The following is a 4,503-nucleotide window of genomic DNA, read 5'->3' as shown; positions in this document are numbered from 1 at the left end:
CCCCATTATCCAATACAACATGGTAGACGCTGCTTTCACCACCTGCTATCTTTGTGAATTCTGTAACAGCAACGCCTGTACGCAAATCACAATCATGCAAGTCATTCAGTAACGCATGTACCAAACTTTGCAGTCCTTGACGGAAGGTCAGGAAAACACTTTTTTTCGTGCCTGTATGCGTCTCGGCTGGCTTTCTTCCGGTCATCATCCCGTGTATGAGGCTTCCATATTGCTGCTCTACCTCAGCAAATTGCGGGAAGGTCGCTTGCAAGCTCAGCGTCTTCATATTGGCAGCATATATGCCAGCCAGCAGCGGCTCGGTTACATTTTCCAGCACTTCTTTGCCCAGTCGGCGTTCGATAAAATCACCCAACGCCTCATCACCCGGTACGCGACGAGGCGGAATAACAAAATCCATCATGGCCCGCAGCTTGCCGCCCAACGAGATGAGCCCGCTTCGCAGAAAAGGTTTCAGCTCCGTCGGAATCCCCAGTACCAGACCGGGGGGCATCGGATGGAGCTGACCTTCATGCAAAATGTATGTTTTTTTCGCCTCAGGATTCGTGCTTACCAGCTCATGATCCAGCTCCAGCTCTTTCGCCAGGTCGATCATAGCCGTTTTACGGGCCAGAAAGGAATCCGGCCCTTTTTCAATCACAAATCCGTCTTTATGCAACGTTTCGATTTTCCCGCCCAGCACTGGGGCCTTTTCCACCAGCGTAATTCGTGGTGTGTAGCCTGCTTCTTTATACATTTTACGTGTATAAAAAGCTGCGCTCAGTCCGGTCAATCCTCCGCCTACAATCACAATGTTGCGTAGTTTTTGCTCCATTATGTCCTCATCCCTTTTTCCATTGGTCTATGATGACATCGCTAAGCGTCTCCATGTACAATGGATCACTGTTAAGCGAATCAATCCGCTGGAAACGCATATCCAATTCCTTCGCCAAAGCCTGTGCCTCAATATCTAGATCGTACAGTACCTCCAGATGATCTGAAACGAAGCCGACTGGCGCAGCCAGCACATATTCAACCTGCTCTTCCTTGAGACTATGCATGGTATCCAGGATGTCAGGACCGAGCCAAGGCTCTGCTGTGCGGCCTGCGCTTTGCCACGTAAACTGCCAGTTGGTGATTTCTGCTTTGTCCGCAATAGCTTGCGAAGTAGCCATCAATTGCTCTACATAAGGATCACCCATCGCCAGAATCCGCTCAGGCAAGCTGTGCGCACTAAACAATACACGTATCTCGTCCCGATTCGCCCCTGCTTCTTCGAAAAGCGCCAGCTTTGCATTTACACGCTCAGTCAACGTCTTGATCAGCTTTGGATGAAGATGATAGCTTTCCACAAACGATATAGCCAGATCCAGTTCCTGTGCCTTGGCCTGTGCACGCTTAATATAAGTGCCTACACTCATCACGGAATAATGCGGAGCCAGCACGACACCTACCGCTTTACGGATACCGTCTTGCACCATAGCCTCCACGCCATCCTCAATGAACGGCTTGGCATGTTTAAGTCCCTGATAGCAGACAAATTCAATATTCGGATTACGATTTTCCCTATTTAATGTTTCTTGCAGATTTTGAACCTGACGATCCGTATTTTGGCGTAGCGGAAATACACCGCCCACAATGGCTTCATAACGATCCTTTAACTCTTTCAATTGCTCCGGGGAAGGAGCGTTGCCACGACGAATATGTGTGTAATAGGCTTCCACTTGATCCAAACTTTCCGGTGTCCCGTAGGACATAACCAGTACACCCACTTTGGTTTTCATCAGCACATCACCTCTTCAAATTTCTGATTGATTACTTCTTTGTCAAAACGGAACGGGAATACTCATGCACATACTCCGTAAGCTCTCTCAGCTTATCTAACGAAGCTTCTGGAAATAAACCGTGACCCAGATTAAAAATATATCCCGGCTCCAAAATTCCTTCATCCACAATCGTTTTCGCATACTGTTTGATTACATCCATCGGCGCTGTGAGCACGTAAGGGTCCAGATTTCCCTGCACACCAAAACGATTACCCAAACGACGGCGTCCTTCAGGTATACTTACCCGCCAGTCCAGTCCGATCACATCGGCCTTTACCCCGCCCAGCAGCGGAAGCAACTCACCAGAGCTTACACCTGGAAAATAAATTTTTGGTACATCCAGATCAGACAGCTCATGGAAAATACGTGTAATCGTCGGCAGCACAAACATTTGAAAATCATGAGGCGAAAGCGCCCCTACCCAGCTATCAAACAGTTGAAATGCCTTGCCGCCATTAGCAATATGGGCACGCGCGTATGTAATAACCATGTCTCCAAGCTTGTCCATCAGCCGATGCCATAATTCAGGCTCTCCGTACATCATGGCTTTGGTGCGGATATATCCTTTGGACGGTCTTCCTTCTATTAAATAACTCGCAATTGTAAAAGGAGCTCCAGCGAACGTAATCAGCGGTACCTCCAGCTCACGGTCCAAAATACGGATCGTTTCCAAAATGTGACCCAAATCTCGTTCTACATCAATCGGGCGCAGATTGTCTACGTCCGCCGCTGTCCGGATCGGATTATCAATAACCGGACCGATATTTTTGACAATATCAAAATCAATCCCCAGCGAGGCTACCGGATTCATAATATCAGAATATAAAATAGCAGCGTCTACCCCGAGCTTGCGCACGGGCATTAAGGTCACTTCTGCGGCCAGCTCGGGCTGACGACAAATTTCAAGCAACGTGTATTTTTCTTTAATTTTGCGATACTCAGGGTCATACCTTCCGGCCTGCCGCATGTACCATACGGGAATATGATCCACAGCCTGCTTGCGGCAAGCGCGGATAAAAGTATCATTGTAGGTCATGACTTCAGCCTCCAGTTCGAATCATAAATACTATATTTTATTATGCCCTTTTTCAAGAGTAGTAACAACCGCCGCTCTCGAACAAACCATGACAAACCCATGACATTTGGATAAAGTTTCAATGAAGTGTGCTATACTAGAGAAATGGCTTTTTTAGAGCTCCGAGAAGTTCTATATGGATTCTACATGGATAAGTAGTTTTTGCATCAGCATGAAATGGCAGAAAGGAAGTGAAAGCACATTGAAAACGTGGGAGACGTGGAAAGTCAATCTCATTGTGCTTTGGTTCGGTCAGTTTCTGGTCAATGCGGGTATTACAATGATTACTCCGTTCCTCGCTCTTTATCTGGCTCAAGACCTTCATGTGAAGGGAGAGCATGATATCGGTCTGTGGGCCGGAGTTATTTTTGCCGCTAACTTTTTGACCTCATTTATGTTCCAGCCTTTGTGGGGCAAGCTGGCTGACCGATATGGACGTAAAGTCATGCTGCTTCGCTCGGGCTTCGGTATGGCTCTGGTGGTTGGCTGCATGGGTTTGGTCACCCATCCGTGGCAACTGTTGGCACTTCGTCTGTTGAACGGTACGATTTCGGGCTTCAATCCGGCTTCGATTTCTCTGGTGTCGGGTACTACACCCAAGGAACGAACCGGTTTCGCTATGGGGATGATGCAGTCCGGCCAGATGGCGGGTACGATCCTCGGCCCTCTGCTGGGCGGCTTTTTGGCTGACTGGGTCGGATTCAGACCGATTTTTTATATTACAGGAACTCTAATTTTTATAGCCTCGCTCATCGCAATGTTTTTGGTTAAAGAAAATTTCAGCAAAGCCGAAGCCGCACGCATACCGCAAATTTCGGTTCTTGCCGGATTAAAGGAGCTAAGCCATACGCCCCAGCTTCCGGCTTTGTTCACCGTAACGTTCCTGCTCCAGTTTGCCATGATCAGTACGGTATCTTTGCTGCCGTTATATGTGCAAAAGCTCTATGGGTCGGCAGAAGGAATTGCGCTCATTGCCGGGTTTGTTACGGCCATTACCGGCGTGTCCAATATGGTCGCTGCGCCGCTGCTTGGAAGATTGAGTGACAAGATCGGGGCGCGCCGCATTTTGACCCTCGCTCTGCTCGGAACCGCGCTCATGCTCATTCCGCAGGCTTTTGTCAATCAGGTATGGCAGCTCGTCACGATCCGTTTTTTCATGGGTATATTTATGGGCGGACTGCTGCCAAGCGTAAACGCGCTGATTCGCACGTATACACCGGAAGGCATGGAAAGCCGTTCGTTCGGCTTCAATACCAGCTCGCTGGCGCTTGGTAATATGCTGGGCGCTGTTATTGGCGGGGTACTGTCCGGGTTTATCGGCATCGAAGGACTGTTCATCATGTCAGGTGTCCTGCTGATCGTCAATATATTCTGGGTACGTATGAAGCTCTATGATCGTAAGCCTGCACCTGATTTCAGGTAAGATAGCCTCTGGTAAGATCATCCTTCCAGAACAGACAAGAACCTCCGCTCCACAATTTTGTGGACAAGGAGGTTCTTTTTGTATAGCTATTTTTTTGCATAGCTACTTTTTACATAGCTATATAAAAAGTAACATTACAGCCTATTTTACTCGGGCCAACGCCAATCCGTCATAGGCTGGCA

At 48.2% G+C, this 4,503-nt stretch carries 4 protein-coding genes; 1 reads left to right on the top strand and 3 read right to left on the bottom strand.

What is annotated here, in order from left to right:
• From hemG to hemE, 3 genes are all read right to left on the bottom strand, one after another.
• Positions 1-832 (bottom strand): protoporphyrinogen oxidase (gene hemG / locus L696_RS0116340; RefSeq protein WP_025684608.1); only part of this gene is annotated, 832 nt, incomplete at its 3' end.
• A gap of 7 nt (positions 833-839) precedes the next feature.
• On the bottom strand, positions 840-1,781 hold the full coding sequence (gene hemH / locus L696_RS0116335; RefSeq protein ID WP_025684607.1) for a ferrochelatase: 942 nt from the start codon (positions 1,779-1,781) through the stop codon (positions 840-842).
• 31 nt (positions 1,782-1,812) lie between these two features.
• Positions 1,813-2,859, bottom strand: coding sequence for a uroporphyrinogen decarboxylase (hemE, locus tag L696_RS0116330; RefSeq protein WP_025684606.1), 1,047 nt, complete (start codon positions 2,857-2,859; stop codon positions 1,813-1,815).
• 241 nt (positions 2,860-3,100) lie between these two features.
• Here hemE and L696_RS0116325 point away from each other — a divergent pair, with 241 nt between their 5' ends.
• On the top strand, positions 3,101-4,321 hold the full coding sequence (locus L696_RS0116325) for an MFS transporter (RefSeq protein WP_025684605.1): 1,221 nt from the start codon (positions 3,101-3,103) through the stop codon (positions 4,319-4,321).
• Positions 4,322-4,503 lie beyond the last annotated feature (182 nt).

This window comes from Paenibacillus maysiensis, assembly GCF_000520815.1.
Taxonomy (GTDB): Bacteria; Bacillota; Bacilli; order Paenibacillales; family Paenibacillaceae; genus Paenibacillus; species Paenibacillus maysiensis.
The sequence above is the reverse complement of the archived record's forward strand: the minus strand, read 5'-3'. Positions and strand labels throughout refer to the sequence as shown.

What these genes read in the sequence shown, in the direction of transcription:
- hemH (WP_025684607.1), bottom strand. Translation starts at nt 1,781, where the DNA reads ATGAAAACCAAAGTGGGTGTACTGGTTATGTCCTACGGGACACCGGAA.
- hemE (WP_025684606.1), bottom strand. Translation starts at nt 2,859, where the DNA reads ATGACCTACAATGATACTTTTATCCGCGCTTGCCGCAAGCAGGCTGTG.